This is a genomic window from Streptomyces sp. NPDC059355 (genome assembly GCF_042752335.1).
Classification (GTDB): Bacteria; Actinomycetota; Actinomycetes; order Streptomycetales; family Streptomycetaceae; genus Streptomyces.
Genome location: NZ_JBHYXN010000025.1, coordinates 16,962 through 34,971 on the forward strand (window position 1 = coordinate 16,962; position 18,010 = coordinate 34,971).

Sequence of the window (18,010 nt, forward strand, 5' to 3'; positions counted from 1 at the left end):
CGGCACCCGGACCGGGTGCCGCCGCTGGGGATCAGGCGGAGTACGGGGAGCGCTTGTTCTCGACGCTCTCGCTGCTGCTGCCCTTTGTGAGGGCCGCCGCGTTGCCGAGGGCCACAACCTCCTCGTCCTGCTCGGGGTCGCTTGCCGTGATGATCTTGTCCATGCTGGTCACCTTCCTTGCTGGCTGGTGATCGCAACGGGGGTTCCCGTTGCGGCGGTGCAACCTCCCGGGTCCGGTGTCGTCGCGGGAACCGGGAGGGGCTTGGGAATGCCGGCTGAACTGACCGGCTACGAGGTGACGTAGATGCCTGCGGCGTACAGGCCGATGGAGCCGACGAGCATCGCCAGGCAGAGGGGCCCGCGAAGCGTCCACAGCGGATTCCTGCTCCCAGGTCTGCCCTGAGTCACGGGACACCCGGAGCGTCATCAGGACGCGCGGCTCTTCATCGCCCAGGCCCCGGATCACAGCGGCCACCCGGCAAGAGCACCGAGCATCGGCGACTTACTACGCATAACTGGCCTCTCTCTAGCAGCGGTTCGCTACGCGTCGCGGCCCGGAGGAGTCTGCTCACAGGGGGTACGCCGGGCACATAACGATGCTGCGTCCCACGTCAGAGCGTTACTACCCCGTTTGGCGGACGTTTGGGACGCTCCGCTAATACGGTTCGTCCCGTTCCCAACGGCCCAGGGAGGCGAACTGTGAACCACGCTCTCCGCCGCGCGATGGCGAGTGCCAAGATGACCGAGAAGCAACTCGCACAGGCTTGCGGTGTCGATGCCAAGACGATCGGCCGATGGATCACCGAGCCGAACCGCGTCCCCCACGCCCGCCACAGATGGGCAGCCTGCGAGGCATTAGGCGAGGAGGAGAAAGTGTTGTGGCCCAATGCCATCCGCTCGGCACTCGCGACGGGGCCCGATCGGGAAATCGTTCAGGTCTTTCCCTACCGTTCGGCAGCACCGTCAAGCCTGTGGCGTTCCCTGGTGACCAAGGCGCAGCGGGAGTTGGTGTTCGCCGGATACACCAACTACTTCCTGTGGTTGGAGCAGGCGAACCTGGCCGGCGCCCTACGTCGGAAGGCGCAGAGCGGGTGCCGAGTCCGGTTCCTGATCGGTGACCCCACCAGTCCTGTCACCGCGGCACGCGAAGCTGAGGAAGGCGTACCGCTCACGCTCTCCACTCGAATCGCGGTGACACTCGCCGAGTTGGAGAAGCTGCGGGACGTCACCAGTATCGAGGGCCGTTTCGAGACAGGCCACGTCAACCTCTCGGTCTTCCGATTCGATGACGAGATGATCGTGACACCGATCCTTGCCCGCAGGGTCGGTCACGATTCGCCGATGATGCACCTGCGGCGTGCGCAGACGGACGGAATGTTCGATCGCTTCTCCGCACACGTCGAGGAGCTGTGGACCCGAGGGCGCGACATCAGGGAGGCACCGCAAGATGGCCAGGCGTGACTACGAGGACGACCCCAACGCTCCCGAGGCGAACAGCTTGGTGCCTGCCGCTTCTGCCGTCGTTGTCGACGAGGACGGACGGGTGCTGTTGCAGCGGCGCACCGATAACGGGATGTGGGCCCTGCCCGGCGGAAAGATGGATTTGGGAGAGTCCATCGGAGAGTGCGCCATCCGGGAGACGTTCGAGGAGACCGGGGTGACCGTCGAGATCACGGGCATCGTCGGGACGTACACCAACCCCGGGCACGTGTTCGCCTACTCCGACGGGGAGGTGCGTCAGGAGTTCTCGATCTGCCTCCTGGCCCGCCCCACCGGCGGCACGCTCCGCACCTCGGACGAGTCATTCGAGGTCGCATGGTTCGCCCAGGATGCGATTGACGATCTCCCGATGGTGCCGAGCATCCGCAAGCGCATCAACGACTGGCGGGCCGGCCGGGGTCCTGTTGTCCGCTGACACCTGCCGACTTGAAACAAACAGTACCCCGGTTCCAAGATTCGGAACCGGGGTCGCGTGCTGTTTGACGGCTTCCTGTTCGAGCCCTAGTCACCCTGCCGGACGAAACTGCCCTTCCCCCATTCGGTGACCACGAGACCGCGCTCCCGAAGGACCTGCACCGCTCGCCGCGCGGTCATCCGCGCGACCCCGTGCGTTTCGCAAAGCTCCGCCTCACTCGGCAGCCGACTGCCCGGACGGCACTCCGCCGCCTACCTCACCGAGCAGCGAGCACCCGAGGCAACCGCTAACCCTTGGTCCCGCCCGTGGGCCGACCCGAGTGCCGCGCAGGTGCGGGCCGTCTTCCGCCCCGAGACCTCGACGGAAAGCACACTGTCCCTCTCCCCGATACAGAGGCAACGGCGATGGGCCGTGCAGTTCGCCGAGATCGGCGTCGATCGCGGTCCCCTCTGCCCTCCGGCGGCCGTCATCGGGGGCGTGCGGATCATGTACCCGGCGTGCGCGGCGCGTGCGCCTCACCAGCCCCCAATGAGCACTTGGGCAACCGTGCGCGCACCCGCCAACCTGGCGGTATTCATCGCCGCGGGACAGGGGAGGGTCACGGATGCCCGGAGTCGGAACGTTTCGCGAAGACTTCGGGGCGTCCGTCGTTGTCGCGCTCGTCGCACTGCCGCTCTGCGTGGGGGTGGCCGTCGCCTCCGGCGTGCCCGCGGAGCTGGGCATCGTGACCGGCGTGGTGGGCGGGCTGGTCGCCGGATGGTTCCGGGGGAGCTCGCTCCAGGTGAGCGGGCCGGCCGCCGGGCTCACGGTGCTGGTCTACGAGGCGGTGCACACGCACGGGGCCCGCGCACTCGGGGTCCTGGTGCTGGCCGCCGGGGTGCTGCAGCTGTGCATGGGGGCGCTGCGGCTCGGGCGGTGGTTCCGGGCGATCTCCGTCGCCGTCGTGCACGGGATGCTCGCCGGGATCGGGCTCGTGCTGATCGCGGGGCAGCTGTACGCCCTGGGCGGCGTACCGGCTCCCGGCGCGACCCTGGAGAAGCTCGCCGCGGTGCCGGCGCTCGCCGCGGAGGCCGACTGGGCCGCCGTGGCGCTGGGGGCCGGGACCATCGCCGTCCTCGTGGCCTGGCGCCGGATGCCGGACCGGCTGCGGCTCGTACCGGGCGCGCTGGTCGGGGTGGCGGCCGCCACCGCCGTGTCGGTGATGCTGCGGCTGCCCGTCGAGAAGGTGACCGTGACCGGCGTCCTGGGGGCCGTCGCCCCGCCCCGCTGGGCCGACTTCGGGATGCTGGCCTCCGCCGGGGCGCTCGGCACCGTGATCGCCCTGGCCCTGATCGCCTCCGCCGAGACCCTGTTCAGCGCGGCCGCCGTCGACCGGATGCACGACGGTCCGCGGACCCACTACGACCGGGAGCTCGTGGCGCAGGGAGTCGGCAACGCCGTCTGCGGACTGCTCGGCGCGCTGCCGATGACCGCCGTGATCGTGCGCAGCGCGGCCAACGTGGAGGCCGGGGCCCGCACCCGGGCCTCACGGATCATGCACGGCGGCTGGCTGCTGCTGTTCGCCGTCGCACTCCCCCAGCTGCTCCGGATCGTCCCGCTCGCCGCGCTGGCCGGGGTGCTGCTGCACGCCGGCTGGAAACTGCTGCCGGCCCGGGCCGTCGCCGGCCTGTGGCGCTCGCACCGGGGCGAGGCGGTGGTGCTGGTGGCGACGGCCGGGGCCGTCGTGGCCACGAACCTCTTCGAGGGCGTGCTGATCGGACTGGGGCTCGCCGTGGTCAAGGCGGCCTGGGAGACCTCCCACGTGCACATCGAGGAGGTGTGGGAGGGCGGGGAGCTGCACGTCCAGGTCCTGGGGAGCGCCAGCTTCCTTCGGCTGCCGAAGCTGCTCGACGCGCTCGACGCGCTGCCGGCCGGGCACCCCGTACGCCTCGACCTGAGCGGGCTGCGCCACCTCGACCACGCCTGCCTGACGGCCCTCCACGGCTGGGAACAGAACCGGACGCCACTGACCGGCAGGGAAGGCGTCATCTAGGGGGGCTACCCTCCGCCCCGTGGACAACGAGTTGAAGCGCACGCTGGGGGTATTCGACGCCGTCGTCGTCGGGCTCGGCGCCATGGTCGGAGCGGGCATCTTCGCCGCGCTCGCCCCGGCGGCGGGTGCGGCGGGGCCCGCGGGGGGCGCGCTCCTCGCGGCCTTGGCGGTGGCGGCGCTGATCGCCTACTGCAACGCGCACTCCTCGGCACGGCTGGCCGCCCGTTATCCGGCCTCCGGCGGGACCTACGTGTACGGGCGGGAGCGGCTCGGCCCGTTCTGGGGATACCTGGCCGGCTGGGGCTTCGTCATCGGCAAGACCGCGTCGTGCGCGGCGATGGCGCTCACCGTGGGGGCGTACGTCTGGCCCGGGCGGCAGCATGCCGTGGCCGTCGCCGCGGTGGTGGCGCTGACCGCCGCGGGCTACGGCGGCGTCCGGAAGTCGGCCCGGATCGCCCGGGTGATCGTGGCGGTGGTGCTGGCCGTGCTGGCCGCGGTCGTGGTGGGGTGCCTGACCTCCGGGGCGGCGGACGCCGGACGGCTCGGCGGCCTGGGCGACGGCGGAGCCGGCGGGCTGCTGCAGGCGGCCGGACTGCTGTTCTTCGCATTCGCGGGGTACGCCCGCATCACCACCCTGGGCGAGGAGGTGCGTGATCCGCAGCGCACGATCCCGCGGGCGGTGCCGCTCGCCCTGGGGATCGCCCTGCTCGTGTACGCCGCGGTGACGGTGGCGGTGCTGTCGGTGCTGGGTGCCGGGGCCCTGGCGGCTTCGCCGGCCCCGCTGGCCGACGCGGTACGGGCGGCCGGCCTGCCCGGACTGACCCCCGTGGTCCGGGTCGGGGCGGCCCTGGCGGCGCTGGGCTCGCTGCTGGCCTTGCTGCTCGGGGTGTCGCGGACCACCCTGGCGATGGCCCGGGACGGCCATTTCCCCCGCGCGCTGGCCGCCGTGCACCCCCGGCATCAGGTGCCGCACCATGCGGAGCTCGCCGTGGGTGCAGTGGTCGCGGTGCTCGCGGCGACCGCCGATCTGCGGGGCGCGATCGGCTTCTCGTCCTTCGGGGTGCTGGCCTACTACGCGATCGCGAACGCTTCCGCGTGGACTCTCGATTCAGGTCTCAAGGGCCGGGCCGTGGCAGCGGTCGGGCTGTCCGGCTGTGTCGTACTGGCCTGCGCGCTGCCGGCCGCGGGGGCGGTCGCGGGGGCGGCGGTACTGGCCGTGGGCGCCGCCGCCTACGCGGTGCGCGGCCGGCTCAGAGCCGGGATCTGAACTCCGCCCAGAGCTCCATCTCCAGCCCCGCGTCCTGCGCGTCGCCGCAGAACCAGGCGGTGCCGTCGAGCCGGCCGCGCAGCCAGTCGGCGAGGGCGGGCGAGTCGGCGTCGCCGTCAGTTCCCGTTCTTCCCCGCGCTCTTGCCCGCGTCTTCGCGCGCCGAGTCGTACCCGATGAAGTACGTGGGCCGACGCTGCACGGCGGTGTAGATCCGGCCGATGTACTCGCCGAGCAGCCCCACGCAGATCAGCTGCACACCGCCCAGGAACAGCATGGCGACGAACAGCGAGCTCCAGCCGGGCACGGTCTTGCCGAGCAGGAAGACCACCAGCGTCCAGGCGATCATCACGAAGCAGGTGACGAAGCTGATGACGCCGAGCCAGGTCGCCAGCCGCAGCGGCGCGGCCGAGAAGTTGGTGATGCCGTCCACGGCGAGGCGGATCATCTTGCTCAGCGGGTACTTGGTCTCGCCCGCCACCCGCTCGGCCCGCCGGTACGTCACCTGCCCGCTCGGGAAACCGAGCCACGGCACCAGCAGCCGGTAGACCTGGTGCTGGTCCGGCAGGGAGGTGAGGGCCTCCACGGCCTCGCGGCTGAGCAGCCGGAAGTCCCCGGCCTGCGCGGGCACCTGCTTGCCGACCATGCGGCGCATCAGCCAGTAGTAGGCACCGGCGCTGCGGCGCTTGAAGGCGGTGTCGGTGCTGCGGTCGGAGCGGACGCCGTAGACGATGTCGAGGCTCTCGGACCGTGCCAGGTCCAGCATCTCCGGAATCTTCTCCGGCGGATCCTGGAGGTCTGCGTCGATGCTGGCCACGTACGCCCCGACCGAGCTGTGCAGTCCGGCGCGCAGGGCGGCCTGGTGGCCCGAGTTGCCGCGCAGCCGGACGATGCGGAGCTCGGGCCAGTCCGTACGGAACTTCTCGAGGAGTTCGGCGGTCCGGTCGGTGCTTCCGTCGTCGACGGCGAGGACCTCGTAGGGCACGCCGGTGTCGTCGAGGACCGGGCGCAGGCGGCCCACCAGGGCGGGGAGGGCCTCTTCCTCGTTGTACATCGGCACGATGACCGAGAGCGTCGTGGCCGAGCCGGCAGGGGGCACTACCGGGACGCGAACGGCGCGTCGGTCGGGACGATCTCACGGCCCAGCGGGAGCAGGGACAGGGGGACCATCTTGAAGTTGGCGATGCCGAACGGGATGCCGATGATCGTCACGCACAGGGCGATGCCGGTGACGATGTGGCCGAGGGCCAGCCACCAGCCCGCCAGGACCAGCCACAGGACGTTGCCGACGCAGGATCCCGCGCCCGCGTCATGGCGCTCGACGGTGGTGTAGCCGAAGGGCCAGAGGGCGTACAGGGCGATGCGGAAGGCCGCGATGCCGAACGGGATCCCGATGATCGTGATGCAGAGGATCACGCCCGCGAGGCAGTAGCCCAGGAAGAGCCAGATGCCGCTGAGTACGAGCCAAATGATGTTGAGGATGGTATTCATCGGCTACGTCCTGCCATCTGTTCGAGCCGGGCGATGCGCTCGGCCATCGGAGGGTGCGTCGAGAACATTTTGGAAAGGCCCTGGCCCGGGCGGAACGGGTTGGCGATCATCATGTGGCTCGCCGTCTCCAGCCTGGGCTCGGGGGGCAGCGGGAGCTGCTTGACGCCGGCGTCCAGCTTGCGCAGGGCGCCGGCCAGGGCGAGCGGGTCGCCGGTGAGCTGGGCGCCGGACGCGTCCGCCTCGTACTCGCGCGAGCGGCTGATGGCCAGCTGGATCACGGAGGCGGCCAGCGGGCCCAGAATCATGATCAGCAGCATGCCGAGGATGCCGGGCCCCTCGTCGTCATTGGACCGGCCGATCGGGATCAGCCATGCGAAATTCACCAGGAACATGATGACGGAGGCGAGCGCTCCGGCGACGGAGGAGATGAGGATGTCGCGGTTGTAGACGTGGCTCAGCTCGTGGCCGATCACCCCGCGCAGCTCGCGCTCGTCGAGGATGCGCAGGATGCCCTCGGTGCAGCAGACCGCGGCGTTGCGCGGATTGCGGCCGGTGGCGAACGCGTTCGGCGCCTCGGTCGGCGAGATGTAGAGCCGGGGCATGGGCTGACGTGCGGACGTGGAGAGCTCGCGCACCATGCGGTAGAGCTGCGGAGCCTCGAACTCGCTCACGGGGCGGGCGCGCATCGCGCGTAGAGCCAGCTTGTCGCTGTTCCAGTACGCGTACGCGTTCGTCCCCAGGGCGACGATGACGGCGATGATCAGGCCGCCCCGCCCGAAGAAGCTTCCGATGAGGATGATGAGTGCGGACAGCCCGCCGAGGAGTACGGCGGTCTTCAGCCCGTTGTGCCGGCGGTGCACGGTACGCCCTCCAAATGGTGCGGCAGGGGAGCCCCGTCCTGGATCTGAGGGTCTACGGTCCAGTGGACCCTCCCTCCTGGCTCAACGCGAGGTGAGGGCGTCTGGTTCCCAGGGCTCGGCGGGCCCGCCGCCCGGGAGGCCGGGACGGCGGGGATGCGGCGGGCGTTGGGCCGTACGGGTCACGGCGTACGGGTTCGCCGGCGCGCGGGCCCGCGTACGGGCCGACGCACCGGCCCGCGTACCGGCGCGTACGGGCCGAGTACGGGCCGGCACCGGCCCGCGTTACCGCGGGCTACTGCGGGAACAGGCCGCCCGACGCGAAGCGCAGGACCAGCTGCGGGGCTGCCGACAGCACCACGGCGATGACGGCGGTGACCGCGATGGCGGCGGTGACCGGCCACGGGGCCTTCGTCCGGGCGCCTTCGGCGGGGGCATCCGGGGCGCGGAAGAGCAGCGCCGTCCAGCGCAGGTAGTAGTACAGGGCGATGACGACGTTGACCGCCATGACCACGGCCAGCCAGCCCAGGCCCGCGTCGACGGCGGCGCGGAAGACGGTGACCTTGGCGAAGAGGCCGATGAGGCCCGGCGGCAGTCCGGCCAGGCAGAGCAGGAAGAAGGCCAGCGCGAGGGCGGCGGCCGGGCGCTCCGCGTAGAGGCCGCGGTAGTCGCTGATCCGGTTCTGCGGCTTCGTGCGGGCGACCAGGGCGGCCACGGCGAAGGCGCCGAGGTTCACGGCGGCGTACATGAGGGCGTAGGCGACGGTGGCGCCGATCTGGTCTCGCTCGGAGTACGCGGCGGCTGCGATCGGGACGAGCAGGTAGCCGGCCTGGCCGACGGAGGACCAGGCGAGCAGCCGGACGGCGCTGTTCGGCCGGTCCGCGTTCTGGCGCACGGCGGCGGCATTGCCGAGCGTCATGGTGAGCGCGGCGAGGACGGCGAGGGCGGGGCCCCAGATGTCGGAGTACGCGGGGAAGGCGATCACCGTGACGAGGATGAGGCCGGTGAAGCCGACGGCCTTGCCGATCACGGAGAGGTAGCCCGCGATGGGCAGCGGCGCGCCGACGTAGGTGTCCGGGACCCAGAAGTGGAAGGGGACGGCGGCGGTCTTGAAGGCGAAGCCGACGAGGGTGAGCGCGACGCCGGCCATGGCGAGGGTGTCGAGCTGCCCGGGAACGTCTTCGAGCCGGTCGGCGACCTGCGTGAGGTGCAGGGTGCCGGTGGCGGCGTAGACGAAGCTGACGCCCATCAGCGACACGGCGGTGGCGGTGACGGAGGACAGGAAGAACTTGAGGGCGGCCTCGGAGGAGAGGCGGTCGCCGCGGCGCATGCCGACGAGGGCGAACGCGGGCAGCGAGGCGACTTCGAGGGCGACGATCAGGGTGGCGAGGTCGCGGGAGGCGGGCAGCAGCGCGGCGCCGGCGGCGGAGGACAGCAGCAGGAACCAGTACTCGCCGGCCGGCATGCGCGCCTCGCGGACGGTGGTGACCGACAGCAGGGCGGTGACCAGGGCGCCGGCCAGTACCAGGAACTGGATGACGAGCGCGAAGTGGTCGGCGGTGTAGCTGCACGCACCGGGGTCGGTGGTGAGGCAGAAGGTGGCGCGGTCGCCGGCGCGCAGCGGCAGCAGGGTGGCGGTCGCGGCGGCGAGGCCGGCGACGGAGAGCCAGCCGAGCAGGGGCTTGCGCCGCTCCGGTACGAAGAGGTCGGCGACCAGGACGACCAGGGCGACGGCGGCGGTGAGGACCACGGGGGTGATCGCGAGCCAGTCGACGCTCTGGACGCGGCTCGCGGCCTCGGCGGCCGGGGCCGCCGACGGAGCGGACAGAACGGAGGCCGTCAGGGCCGTCATGCGTTGCCTCCTGCGAGGAGCTTCTGGACGGCCGGGTCGGTGAGGCCGAGGAGGACGGCGGGCCACAGGCCGGCGAGGACGGTGAGGGCAACGAGCGGGGTCCAGGCGGCGAACTCGTAGCGCTGGATGTCGGCGAGTTCGAGCGCGGGGCCCGACGGGTGCTCCGGCCGGACCGCGGGGTCGCCCATGCAGACGCGGCGTACGACGATCAGCAGGTAGGCGGCGGTGAGCAGGGTGCCGAACGCGCCGAAGGCCATGTACGTGAGGAAGGCGGGCCGGGAGAGGCCCCGCGCCGGCTCGAACGCGCCGAACAGGGCGAGCATCTCGCCCCAGAAGCCGGCGAGGCCGGGCAGGCCGAGCGAGGCGACGGCGGCGAAGGCGAGGAAGGCGCCGAGGCGGGGGGCGCGGCCGTACAGGGCGGCGCCGGTGGCTCCGGCGAGGGTGTCGAGGTCGGCGGTGCCGTAGCGGTCCTTGAGGGCGCCGACGAGGAAGAACAGGAGGCCGGTGATCAGGCCGTGGGCGATGTTCGCGAACAGCGCGCCGTTGACGCCGGTGGGGGTCATGGAGGCGATGCCGAGGAGGACGAAGCCCATGTGGCCGACCGACGAGTACGCGATGAGGCGCTTGAGGTCGCCCTTGTTGCCCTTGCGGGCGAGGGAGAGGCAGGCGAGCGACCCGTAGACGATGCCGACGGCGGCGAAGGCGCCCAGGTAGGGGGCGAACGTCGCCATGCCGTCGGGGGTGACGGGGAGCAGGATGCGGACGAACCCGTAGGTGCCCATCTTGAGCAGGACGCCGGCCAGCAGGACGGAGCCGACGGTGGGGGCGGCCGTGTGGGCGTCGGGCAGCCAGCTGTGCAGCGGCCACATCGGGGTCTTCACGGCGAGGCCGATGCCGATGGCGAGGACGGCCAGGAGCTGGGTGGTGTGGCTCAGTTCGCGGCCGTTGTCGGAGGCGAGTGCCACCATGTCGAAGGTGCCGCTGTTCACTCCGATGAGCAGCAGTCCGAGGAGCATGACCACGGATCCGAGGAGCGTGTAGAGGATGAACTTCCAGGCGGCGGCCTGCCTCTGAGCACCGCCCCAGCGGGCGATGAGGAAGTACATCGGGATGAGGACCATCTCGAAGGCGAGGAAGAACAGCAGCAGGTCGAGGACGGCGAAGGTCGCGAGGGTGCCGGATTCGAGGACGAGGAGCAGGGCGACGAAGGCCTTCGGGGAGGGGCCTTCGGGAAGCTTGAAGTAGCTGTAGAGCGCGCAGAGGAAGAACAGCAGCGCGGTCATCAGGAGGAGGGGGAGCGAGATGCCGTCGACGCCGAGGTGGATCCGGACGTCCAGCGCCGGGATCCAGCTGATGTCCGTGGTCGCCTGGAAGCGGGCCGGAGTGCCGTGGTCGAAGCCCAGGGAGAGGGCGATGGCCGCGGCGAGGATCACGCCGGTCACGGTCACGCCGTGGCGCAGCACGGCCTGTTCGGGGCTCTTGCCCTTGAGTCCGGGCGGGGCGGGCAGGAGGGCGGCGACGGCGCCGAGGAGCGGTGCGGCCACGACGAACGCCAGAAGGAACTGCATCACGGACGGGCTGATATCAATCACGGCTGACTCACGGCTCACGATCCGGCGTTGACGTTGGCGAGGACGGCGGTGGCGATCGCCAGGACCAGGGCGCCGGCGAGCAGGGCGCTCAGGTAGCTCTGTACGTTGCCGGTCTGGGCCCGGCGTACGAGGCTTCCGAGCAGCCGGGGGCCGGCTCCGGCGCCGCTGACGTACGTGTCCACGACCTCGCGGTCGAGGAAGCGGACGAGGCTCGCGGCGGCGCGGACGGGGCGGACGAACAGCCGGTCGTAGACGGCGTCGAGGTGGAAGCCGTCGGCCGCGTGGCGGTGCAGGGGGCCGAGCAGCGCCCGGCCGGGGTCGGCGGCGGGACCCGCCGGGACGGCGGGGTGCTCGTGGGTGACCTCCGCGACCTCGGGTGCTTCGGCCGCGGATTCCGCGGCCGCGGTGGCCGCGGACACTCCGGCGGCCACGGCGGCGGGCTGCTCGGCCGCGGCGGCGGTGGTGGGTCGGGCCACGGCCGGAGCCGTGGCGGCCTGCGCGGTGGCCCGCTGCCACAGGGCGTACGTCAGGACCGCGCCGACGGCGGCGGCTCCGGTGCCGAGGACGGAGGTGACCGGCGTCGGGGTGAGTCCGTTGCCGTCGAACCAGTCGGCGATCGGGCCGGCGGCGAGGCCGAGTCCGATGGACGGGATCGCGAGCACCCACAGCACGCCGGTCATGGCGACGGGCTCCTTGCCGTGGTCGGGGGCGGCGGGGCCCCGGCCGCGGAAGGCCATCAGCCACAGCCGGGTGGCGTAGGCGGCGGTGAGCAGGGCGGTCAGCACGCCGGAGACGAGCACGATCCAGCCGGCCGCGCTGGGGGCGGATTCCGAGTGCCCGCCGGCGGCGTGCTCGGCGGCGACGAGGACGGCTTCCTTGGAGAAGAAGCCGGCGAAGGGCGGGATCGCGGCGAGCGCGAGCAGCGCGATCGTCATCGTCCAGAAGGCATCGGGGATGCGCTTGGCCAGGCCGTCCATCCGTGACATGGCGGCCAGGGAGTTCGTACCGGCGGCGTGGATGATCACGCCCGCGCCGAGGAACAGGAGCGCCTTGAAGGCGCCGTGGGACAGGAGGTGGAAGACGGCGGCGCCGCGGTCGCCGACGGCCAGGGCCCCGGTCATGTAGCCGAGCTGGCCGATCGTGGAGTAGGCGAGGACGCGCTTGATGTCGTCCTGGGCCAGGGCGGCGAGGCCGGAGCCGACCATCGTGACGGCCGCCATGACGGCCATGACCACCAGTGCGGCCTGCGAGGCCGCGAAGACCGGGAGGAGGCGGGCGACGAAGTAGACGCCGGCGGCGACCATCGTCGCGGCGTGGATCAGCGCGGAGACCGGGGTGGGGCCCGCCATGGCGTCGGGGAGCCAGGTGTGCAGCGGGAACTGCGCGGACTTGCCCGCGACTCCGGCGAGCAGCAGGAGCGCGATCAGCGTGGGGTGGTCGAGTCCGCCCGCGGCGACGGTGCCCAGGATCTTGGGGATCTCGAAGGAGTCGGCGTCGGTGGCGAGCGCGAACAGGCCGATCAGGAAGGGGACGTCGCCCAGCTTGGTGACGAGGAAGGCCTTCAGGGAGGCGGAGCGGGCCGCCTCCGTCTCCCAGTAGTGGCCGACGAGGAAGTACGAGCAGATGCCCATGACCTCCCAGCCGACGAGCAGCACCATCAGGTCGCCGGAGTAGACGACGAGCAGCATGGCCGAGGTGAACAGCGAGACCAGGGCGGCGTACGAGGGGTAGCGCGGGTCCTCGCGGAGGTACGCCGTGGAGTAGAGCTGTACGCAGGTGGCGACGACGCCGACCAGCACGGCGACCAGGGCGGCGAAGCCGTCCAGGTAGAGCGAGAGCTCGATCGGCACCGAGCCGGTCGGGGTCAGCTCCGTCGAGGCGAGGATCGGCGTGCCGCCGCCCTGGCGGACGGCGACGAGCACGGCCAGTACGGCCGAGGCCAGCGCCGGCAGCACGGCGAGCGGCCGGACGAACCCGGGGGCGCGGCGGCCGAGCAGCAGTCCCGCCACCGCGCCGAGGAAGGGCAGGAGCGGGACGAGGACCGCGAGGGTCGTGGTGCTCACGCGGTGACCTCGCTCTGGTTGTTCGGGGTGGTCTGGTCGTTCGGGGCGGGCTCGTGGCCCTCGGCGGTGTCCCGCAGCCGGTCCACGTCCGAGGTGCCGCGGTTGCGGTACACCATCAGCACGATCGCGAGGCCGATGCCGATCTCGGCGGCGGCGATGGCGATGGTGAAGAGGGTGAGGGCCTGGCCGCCGTGCAGGGCGTCGCGCAGCCAGACGTCGAAGGCCACCAGGTTGAGGTTGACGGCGTTGAGCATCAGCTCGACGGACATCAGGACGAAGATGGCGTTGCGGCGGGCGAGCACTCCGTACAGGCCCGTGCAGAAGAGGAGCGCCGCGAGCACGGCGGGGTAGGCGAGGTGCATCAGCGCTGCTGCCCCTTCGTGTTCGTGTCGTCGTCGGATCCGCCGGCCGCGGTGTCCCTGCGGGAGAGCACGATGGCGCCGATCAGGGCCGCGAGGAGGAGGACGGAGAGCGCTTCGAAGGGCAGCACCCAGTGCTGGAAGAGGATCTCGCCGGAGACCTTGGTGGAGCCCTGGGCGGGGCCGTCGAGGTCGATCCAGGTGGTGCGGAAGGCGTCGGCGACGACCCAGACGAGGGACGCGGCCGCGACGAGGGCGACGCCGAGGGCCACCCAGCGGTTGTTCGAGTCCGCGTCCGGGGAGCGGCCGATGGGGGCCTTGGTGAGCATCAGCCCGAAGAGGAGGAGGACGACCACGGAGCCGAGGTAGATCAGGACCTGGACCCAGGCGATGAACTCGGCGGTCAGCAGCAGGTACTCGACGGCGATGCCGCCGAGGGCGACGACCAGCCAGAGCGCGGCGTGCACGAGCTGCTTGGTGGTGACGGTGACGACGGCCGCGCCGAGGGTGGCGAGGCCGACGAGGACGAAGGCGATCTCGACGCCGGTCGGGGAGAGGAACCCGTGGCCCGTCGCCGCGGCGGCCAGGGTGGTGGCCGCGGGGTTCAGGTCGCTCACGCGTCTCCCTCCGGGGTGGTGGGGCTGTCGGTCTCGGGCGTCGTGGGCGCGGCGGCTTCGGCTGCGGCGGCGGCTGCCGCGGCGGCCGCGGCTCCGGCCTTCTCCGCCGCCTTGCGGGCGGCGGCGATCTCCTTGGGCTCCTCCGCGGCGGGGTCCAGGGCGGGCGGGGCCGGGACGGTCCACATCCACTCGCGCAGCTTGTCGCGCTCGTGGGTGAGTTCGAGGATGTCCGTCTCCGCGTACTCGAACTCCGGCGACCAGAAGAGGGCGTCGAAGGGACACACCTCGATGCAGATGCCGCAGTACATGCAGAGGGAGAAGTCGATGGCGAAGCGGTCGAGGACGTTGCGGCTGCGCTCGCGGCCGCCGGGGGCGGCGGCCGGGACCGTCTCCTTGTGGGAGTCGATGTAGATGCACCAGTCGGGGCACTCGCGGGCGCACAGCATGCAGACCGTGCAGTTCTCCTCGAACAGGCCGATGACCCCGCGGGTGCGGGGCGGGAGTTCGGGCTGCACCTCGGGGTACTGGGCGGTGTGCGCGCGCTTCGTCATCGTGCGCAGGGTGACGGCGAGGCCCTTGGCGAGGCCTGATCCGGGGATGGGCATCAGCTGATCGCCACCTTCACGATGCCGGTGAGCGCGATCTGGGCGAGCGCGAGCGGGATGAGTGTGGTCCAGGCGAGCTTCTGGAGCTGGTCCTCGCGCAGGCGCGGGTAGCTGACGCGGAGCCAGATCACGACGAAGGCGAGGACCGCGGTCTTGAGGAGGGTCCAGACCCAGCCGCCGGCGATCGGGCCGTGCCAGCCGCCGAGGAAGAGGACGGTGGTGAGGGCACAGAGGACGACGATGCCGGCGTACTCGGCGAGCAGGAACAGCGCGAAGCGCAGGCCTGTGTACTCGGTGTACGCGCCGAAGATGATCTCGGAGTCGGCGACGGGCATGTCGAAGGGGGGCCGCTGGAGTTCGGCGAGGCCGGCGGTGAAGAAGACGAGCGCGCCGGTGATCTGCCAGGGGAGCCACCACCACTGGAAGGCGTCGACGATGCCGGGGAGGGACACGGTCCCGGCCGCCATCGCGACGGAGGCGGCGGCGAGCAGCATGGGGAGCTCGTACGCGAGGAGCTGGGCGGCGGTGCGGAGTCCTCCGAGGAGGGAGAACTTGTTGGCCGAGGCCCAGCCGGCCATGAGGCTGCCGAGGACGCCGACGCCCATGACGGCGAGTACGAAGAACAGTCCGGCGTCGATGACCTGGCCGACGGCGCCTTCGCCGGGGCCGATGGGGACGGCGACGAGGACGAGGAGGTACGGGAGGAGGGCGACGGCGGGGGCGAGCTGGAAGATGCGGCGGTCGGCGCCCGCCGGGACGATGTCCTCCTTCTGCGCGAACTTCACGCCGTCGGCGACGAGCTGGGCCCAGCCGTGGAAGCCGCCGGCGTACATGGGGCCGAGGCGGCCCTGCATGTGGGCCATGACCTTGTGCTCGGTCTGCCCGACGACGAGCGGGAGCACGAGGAACACGGCGAAGACGACGATGAGTCGCAGCGCGACGTCGAGGACGTCGTTCACGCGTCGCCTCCGTTGGGGTCGGGTTCGGATTCGGGTGTGCCGGTGGGCGCGGACTCGGCGCCGGGAACGGGGTCGGGCTTTGCCTCGGCGTCGTCCTGGCCGGGGGCCTGTACGGGCTTCGGCTCGGCGTCGGGCCGCGGGCCGGGATCGGGCGTGGCCTTCGGCTCGGCATCGGGCCGCGGGCCGGGGTCGGGCGTGGTCTTCGGCTCGCCCTTCGGGCCCGGGTCCGCCGCGGGGGCGGGCTCGGGATCCGGATCGGGGTCCGGTCCGGGTCCCGTGAAGGCGGGCTGCGGGCTGTGCCAGGGCGCGTCCGCGCTGCGGGGGGCGGGGCGCCTGCCCGGCGCCACCGTGCGGCCCCGGATCGCCTGGCCCTCCGGGCGCGCGGCTGTGTCCGCCTGCGGCGCGCCCTCGGTCCCGGGCTCGGCCGGGGTCCCGGCCTGGCTCGCCGAGCCGTCCGATGCGGAGCGGGTACGGCGGGCGGGGCGCGGCGGGGCTTCGGCTTCCGGCTGGGCCGGGGTGACGGCCCGGCCGGCCGGGCCTTCGGCTGCCGGGGGGGTGCTGCGCTCGGGGGCGTCGGCCTGTGGAGCGGCCGCTGCCTCCGGCTGCGCCGCCTGGCCGGCCGGGCCGTCGGCGACCGAGCGGGTACGGCGGGCGGGGCGGGCGGGGGCTTCGGCCGCCGGGGCGCCGGCGGCGGCTGCGCGGGGGGTGCGGGCCGTGCGGGCGGGGCGGGTGGGGGCCGGGGGGAGCTGGCCCTTCATCGGGCCCCAGTCGTTGGGGTCCGGGACGCCCGGCGGGAGCATCTGGCGGCGCTTCGGGGCGGCGGGGTCGTGTGCCTCGCCCGGCTCCTTGGCTCCCGGCCAGGCCTTCGCGACGCGCGCGGCCAGGACGAAGTCCTTCCGGAGGGGGTGGCCTTCGAAGTTCTCCGGGAGGAGGAGCGGGACCAGGTGCGGGTGGTCCGTGAAGACCACTCCGAACATCTCGTGGGTCTCGCGCTCGTGCCATTCGGCGCCCGCGTAGATCGCGACCGCGGACGGGAGGGAGGGCGCCGAGTGCGGGACCGTCGTACGGAGCAGCAGGCGGCGTACCCGGTGGTTCTCCAGGGACACGACGTGCGCGCAGACACGGAAGCCGGTGCCCGGCTCGTCCACCGCGCTCAGCCAGTCGAAGTAGGTGCAGCCCAGCTTGTCCCGGGCGATCTCCAGCGACGGGATCCAGCTTCCGGCGGGGACGTCCACGGTCAGGACGTCGTAGGAGTGGTCGGCCAGCGCCTCCGCGCCGAAGACCGTTGCCACCGCGTCGGGGAGGGAGTCGTAGAGGTTCATGCGCCCGCTCCCGGTGCCGGCGGGGGCTTGACCAGGCCGCTCGTGAGCTGGGCGGTCGAGGGGTCGGTCGCGTAGCGGTCCGCCAGCGACTCCCTGGCGATCTTCTCCTGGAGCTTGAGGATGCCCTGGAGCAGCGCCTCCGGGCGCGGCGGGCAGCCGGGGACGTAGACGTCGACCGGGATGATCTGGTCGACGCCCTTCGTCACCGAGTACGAGTCCCAGTAAGGCCCGCCGCAGTTGGAGCAGGCGCCGAAGGAGATGACGTACTTCGGCTCAGGCATCTGCTCGTACAGCCGCTTCACGGCCGGGGCCATCTTGTCCGTCACCGTGCCCGAGACGATCATCAGGTCCGCCTGGCGCGGGCCGGGCGCGAACGGGATGACGCCGAGGCGGATGAAGTCGTGCCGGGCCATCGACGCGGCGATGAACTCGATCGCGCAGCAGGCGAGGCCGAAGTTGAAGACCCACAGGCTGTAGCGGCGGCCCCAGTTCAGGACCACCTTCATGGGCTCGGGCGCGAGGCGGGAGAGGACTCCCAGGCGCCTGGGCTCCGGGAGCAGCTGGGGCTCGGCCGGTGTCACGGCCGGTGTCACGTCCATTCGAGGACGCCCTTCTTGTACGCGTAGAGCAGGCCGACGGCCAGGAAGCCCAGGAAGATGAACATCTCCACGAGCGTGGTGGCGCCGTAGCCGCTGTCGGCGAACACCGTCGCCCACGGGAAGAGGAAGATCGAGTCGACGGCGAAGATGACGTAGAGGAACGCGTAGACGTAGTAGCGGACCTGGGTGTGCGCCCAGCCCTCGCCGACGGGGTCCACGCCGCACTCGTACGTCAGCAGCTTCTCAGGGGTCGGGACGACCGGTCTCAGCAGGCGGCCCGCGCCGAACGCGACGGCCACGAAGAGCACACCGAGGACGGCCAGCAGGCCGACGACCGAATAACTCCGGAAATAGTCCGCCGCGAGCACGGTTACGGTCGATACCGTTGGGTCGGGCACGTCCGTTCCTCGCTCCTTGGCCACTGTCGATGATCTGGTACGGACGGGAGTCTAGGGCCTGGCCCACACAGGGTGGGGTTATCC

General features: G+C 72.0%; 18 protein-coding genes and 1 pseudogene. 4 read left to right on the top strand and 15 right to left on the bottom strand.

The annotated features are described in order from the left end of the window. Positions 1–31 precede the first annotated feature (31 nt). Positions 32–163, bottom strand: a complete 132-nt coding sequence (locus ACFXGI_RS23220) for an albusnodin family lasso peptide (RefSeq protein ID WP_384709747.1) — start codon at positions 161–163, stop codon at positions 32–34. A gap of 536 nt (positions 164–699) precedes the next feature. On the opposite strand from ACFXGI_RS23220, the gene ACFXGI_RS23225 reads away from it, so the two are divergent. Together ACFXGI_RS23225 and ACFXGI_RS23230 are read left to right on the top strand one after the other, a co-directional pair. Beyond that, positions 700–1,461 carry a DUF5919 domain-containing protein gene (locus tag ACFXGI_RS23225; RefSeq protein WP_384709750.1) on the top strand — a complete coding sequence of 254 codons (762 nt, stop codon included), beginning with the start codon at positions 700–702 and terminating at the stop codon, positions 1,459–1,461. Next, positions 1,448–1,915 (top strand): NUDIX hydrolase, encoded by a 468-nt coding sequence (locus ACFXGI_RS23230; RefSeq protein ID WP_384709752.1) that lies wholly within the window; start codon positions 1,448–1,450, stop codon positions 1,913–1,915. The genes ACFXGI_RS23225 and ACFXGI_RS23230 overlap by 14 nt, the downstream gene beginning before the upstream one ends. Before the next feature lie 86 nt (positions 1,916–2,001). Here ACFXGI_RS23230 and ACFXGI_RS23235 read toward each other — a convergent pair. Next, positions 2,002–2,151: pseudogene (locus tag ACFXGI_RS23235) on the bottom strand (GntR family transcriptional regulator); the annotation flags it as partial. 368 nt (positions 2,152–2,519) lie between these two features. On the opposite strand from ACFXGI_RS23235, the gene ACFXGI_RS23240 reads away from it, so the two are divergent. Together ACFXGI_RS23240 and ACFXGI_RS23245 are read left to right on the top strand one after the other, a co-directional pair. Continuing rightward, positions 2,520–3,947 carry a SulP family inorganic anion transporter gene (locus ACFXGI_RS23240; protein WP_384709755.1) on the top strand — a complete coding sequence of 476 codons (1,428 nt, stop codon included), beginning with the start codon at positions 2,520–2,522 and terminating at the stop codon, positions 3,945–3,947. Positions 3,948–3,966: 19 nt separating this feature from the next. Next, positions 3,967–5,214 (top strand): APC family permease, encoded by a 1,248-nt coding sequence (locus tag ACFXGI_RS23245; protein ID WP_384709758.1) that lies wholly within the window; start codon positions 3,967–3,969, stop codon positions 5,212–5,214. 116 nt (positions 5,215–5,330) lie between these two features. On the opposite strand, the gene ACFXGI_RS23250 is transcribed toward ACFXGI_RS23245, so the two are convergent. The 13 genes from ACFXGI_RS23250 to ACFXGI_RS23310 all read right to left on the bottom strand — a co-directional run bounded on the left by ACFXGI_RS23250 (position 5,331) and on the right by ACFXGI_RS23310 (position 17,926). After that, entirely contained in the window at positions 5,331–6,266 is a 936-nt protein-coding gene (locus tag ACFXGI_RS23250) for a glycosyltransferase family 2 protein (protein ID WP_384709994.1), read from the bottom strand. 44 nt (positions 6,267–6,310) lie between these two features. Continuing rightward, positions 6,311–6,703: a YccF domain-containing protein gene (locus ACFXGI_RS23255; protein ID WP_384709761.1), complete on the bottom strand. Its 393-nt coding sequence runs from the start codon at positions 6,701–6,703 to the stop codon at positions 6,311–6,313. After that, on the bottom strand, positions 6,700–7,563 hold the full coding sequence (gene htpX / locus ACFXGI_RS23260; protein ID WP_384709764.1) for a zinc metalloprotease HtpX: 864 nt from the start codon (positions 7,561–7,563) through the stop codon (positions 6,700–6,702). The genes ACFXGI_RS23255 and htpX overlap by 4 nt, the downstream gene beginning before the upstream one ends. A gap of 292 nt (positions 7,564–7,855) precedes the next feature. Beyond that, entirely contained in the window at positions 7,856–9,412 is a 1,557-nt protein-coding gene (locus tag ACFXGI_RS23265; RefSeq protein WP_384709767.1) for an NADH-quinone oxidoreductase subunit N, read from the bottom strand. Next, on the bottom strand, positions 9,409–10,980 hold the full coding sequence (locus ACFXGI_RS23270) for a NuoM family protein (protein WP_384709770.1): 1,572 nt from the start codon (positions 10,978–10,980) through the stop codon (positions 9,409–9,411). Before ACFXGI_RS23270 ends, ACFXGI_RS23265 begins: the two co-directional genes overlap by 4 nt. Before the next feature lie 38 nt (positions 10,981–11,018). Beyond that, positions 11,019–13,067 (bottom strand): NADH-quinone oxidoreductase subunit L, encoded by a 2,049-nt coding sequence (locus ACFXGI_RS23275; RefSeq protein WP_384709772.1) that lies wholly within the window; start codon positions 13,065–13,067, stop codon positions 11,019–11,021. After that, on the bottom strand, positions 13,064–13,429 hold the full coding sequence (gene nuoK / locus ACFXGI_RS23280; RefSeq protein WP_384709775.1) for an NADH-quinone oxidoreductase subunit NuoK: 366 nt from the start codon (positions 13,427–13,429) through the stop codon (positions 13,064–13,066). Before nuoK ends, ACFXGI_RS23275 begins: the two co-directional genes overlap by 4 nt. Next, complete coding sequence (locus ACFXGI_RS23285) at positions 13,429–14,034, bottom strand: NADH-quinone oxidoreductase subunit J (protein ID WP_384709996.1); 606 nt, start codon at positions 14,032–14,034, stop codon at positions 13,429–13,431. The genes nuoK and ACFXGI_RS23285 overlap by 1 nt, the downstream gene beginning before the upstream one ends. 5 nt (positions 14,035–14,039) lie before the next feature. Next, a complete protein-coding gene (locus ACFXGI_RS23290; RefSeq protein WP_384709998.1) occupies positions 14,040–14,651 on the bottom strand; it encodes a NuoI/complex I 23 kDa subunit family protein in 612 nt (203 codons plus the stop codon). Continuing rightward, on the bottom strand, positions 14,648–15,607 hold the full coding sequence (locus ACFXGI_RS23295; protein WP_384709778.1) for an NADH-quinone oxidoreductase subunit H: 960 nt from the start codon (positions 15,605–15,607) through the stop codon (positions 14,648–14,650). Before ACFXGI_RS23295 ends, ACFXGI_RS23290 begins: the two co-directional genes overlap by 4 nt. Then, positions 15,604–16,929 carry an NADH-quinone oxidoreductase subunit C gene (locus ACFXGI_RS23300; RefSeq protein ID WP_384709782.1) on the bottom strand — a complete coding sequence of 442 codons (1,326 nt, stop codon included), beginning with the start codon at positions 16,927–16,929 and terminating at the stop codon, positions 15,604–15,606. The genes ACFXGI_RS23295 and ACFXGI_RS23300 overlap by 4 nt, the downstream gene beginning before the upstream one ends. Beyond that, positions 16,926–17,528: an NADH-quinone oxidoreductase subunit B gene (locus ACFXGI_RS23305; protein WP_384709785.1), complete on the bottom strand. Its 603-nt coding sequence runs from the start codon at positions 17,526–17,528 to the stop codon at positions 16,926–16,928. The genes ACFXGI_RS23300 and ACFXGI_RS23305 overlap by 4 nt, the downstream gene beginning before the upstream one ends. After that, on the bottom strand, positions 17,519–17,926 hold the full coding sequence (locus ACFXGI_RS23310; protein ID WP_030870082.1) for an NADH-quinone oxidoreductase subunit A: 408 nt from the start codon (positions 17,924–17,926) through the stop codon (positions 17,519–17,521). The genes ACFXGI_RS23305 and ACFXGI_RS23310 overlap by 10 nt, the downstream gene beginning before the upstream one ends. Positions 17,927–18,010 lie beyond the last annotated feature (84 nt).

Bases quoted from the DNA above. Each gene is read 5' to 3' on its own strand.
- ACFXGI_RS23220 (WP_384709747.1), bottom strand. From the start codon at position 163: ATGGACAAGATCATCACGGCAAGCGACCCCGAGCAGGACGAGGAGGTT.
- ACFXGI_RS23230 (WP_384709752.1), top strand. From the start codon at position 1,448: ATGGCCAGGCGTGACTACGAGGACGACCCCAACGCTCCCGAGGCGAAC.
- ACFXGI_RS23240 (WP_384709755.1), top strand. From the start codon at position 2,520: ATGCCCGGAGTCGGAACGTTTCGCGAAGACTTCGGGGCGTCCGTCGTT.
- ACFXGI_RS23250 (WP_384709994.1), bottom strand. From the start codon at position 6,266: ATGTACAACGAGGAAGAGGCCCTCCCCGCCCTGGTGGGCCGCCTGCGC.
- ACFXGI_RS23255 (WP_384709761.1), bottom strand. From the start codon at position 6,703: ATGAATACCATCCTCAACATCATTTGGCTCGTACTCAGCGGCATCTGG.
- ACFXGI_RS23265 (WP_384709767.1), bottom strand. From the start codon at position 9,412: ATGACGGCCCTGACGGCCTCCGTTCTGTCCGCTCCGTCGGCGGCCCCG.
- ACFXGI_RS23270 (WP_384709770.1), bottom strand. From the start codon at position 10,980: ATGCAGTTCCTTCTGGCGTTCGTCGTGGCCGCACCGCTCCTCGGCGCC.
- nuoK (WP_384709775.1), bottom strand. From the start codon at position 13,429: ATGCACCTCGCCTACCCCGCCGTGCTCGCGGCGCTCCTCTTCTGCACG.
- ACFXGI_RS23300 (WP_384709782.1), bottom strand. From the start codon at position 16,929: ATGAACCTCTACGACTCCCTCCCCGACGCGGTGGCAACGGTCTTCGGC.
- ACFXGI_RS23305 (WP_384709785.1), bottom strand. From the start codon at position 17,528: ATGGACGTGACACCGGCCGTGACACCGGCCGAGCCCCAGCTGCTCCCG.